This window comes from Synechococcus sp. R55.7, from assembly GCF_047461955.1.
Lineage (GTDB): Bacteria > Cyanobacteriota > Cyanobacteriia > Thermostichales > Thermostichaceae > Thermostichus.
This window is the reverse complement of record NZ_JANSIC010000413.1, coordinates 1-890: the sequence shown is the minus strand read 5'-3', so window position 1 is coordinate 890 and position 890 is coordinate 1. Positions and strand designations below refer to the sequence as shown.

Below are 890 nucleotides of genomic sequence, written 5' to 3'. Positions count from 1 at the left end.
CCGTAGTTGTAAAAGGTTTCAAAGCCGCGCCGCAAGCCGTTTTTCAGGATCCCCACCAGAGGGTTGTTGCAAAAGCCCACAGTGGTATAGCCGCTCAGCTGCAACAGCTCTGCCAGGGTGGGCAGGGCGGGGCTCAGCTCCAGATCTGCTTGGACAGTCTGGTGGGTGCTGGGATATTCCCCCGTAAAGAGGGAAGCGTGGGAGGGGATGGTCCATTGGGCAGGGGCGATGGCCCGCTCGAAGAGGGTGGATTCGGCAGCCAGCCGATCCAGGTTGGGGCTGGTGGGCAGTTGGCGGGCACGCTCCGCTTCTGACCAATAGCAGGAGAGACGATCCGCCCGCTGGGTATCCAGCACGATCAGCAGGATGTTGGGGCGTTCTGCAGCAGCGCCAGCCCTGGCGGGGAAACATCCTGTTTGCGTCAGCGAGACGGAGTCCTTAAAACTCACCACAACCCACCTGATACGTTTCTTAAAGTATCCCTATCCTGCCATGCTCTCGGCCAGCTTTCTGCTTCCCCCACCGCCTCCTCAGGGCAAAGTGAGCTGGGTTTGGCTGTTGCCCTGGATCCGAGCGGTGTTGGCCTGCCAATCCAGGATCCCTTGGTTGCCTCTGACAGTCAAAGCCTGGCCGGGCTGGCGGTAGCGCACGTTGCCCTGGGCCTGCAGCTGGGTGGAGCCGATGCGCCAGCGGATCTCCTGGGCCTGCAGCTCTTGACCGGTTTGCTCGGCTTTGGCTTGCCCGTTGCCCAATATGCGCAACTCGGTTAGAGGCAGGGGAGCCCGCAACTGCTCGCCCCTGAGGCGCAAAGCTTGTAAGGGAGCGTAAACCTCTACAGACCCTACTGCCTGCACTTCCCCGACGCCAAATTGCCACAGAAAACGGCTGGC

General features: G+C 61.3%; 1 protein-coding gene and 1 pseudogene. Both read right to left on the bottom strand.

Translation table 11 applies throughout. From position 1 onward, the window contains the following. Positions 1 to 449, bottom strand: a 449-nt coding sequence (locus NW820_RS12840; RefSeq protein ID WP_414407698.1) for a sulfatase-like hydrolase/transferase, incomplete at its 3' end; no start/stop codon positions are given. An 81-nt stretch (positions 450 to 530) separates the two neighbouring features. Then, positions 531 to 890 (bottom strand): annotated as a pseudogene (locus NW820_RS12835) (LPS export ABC transporter periplasmic protein LptC); the annotation flags it as partial.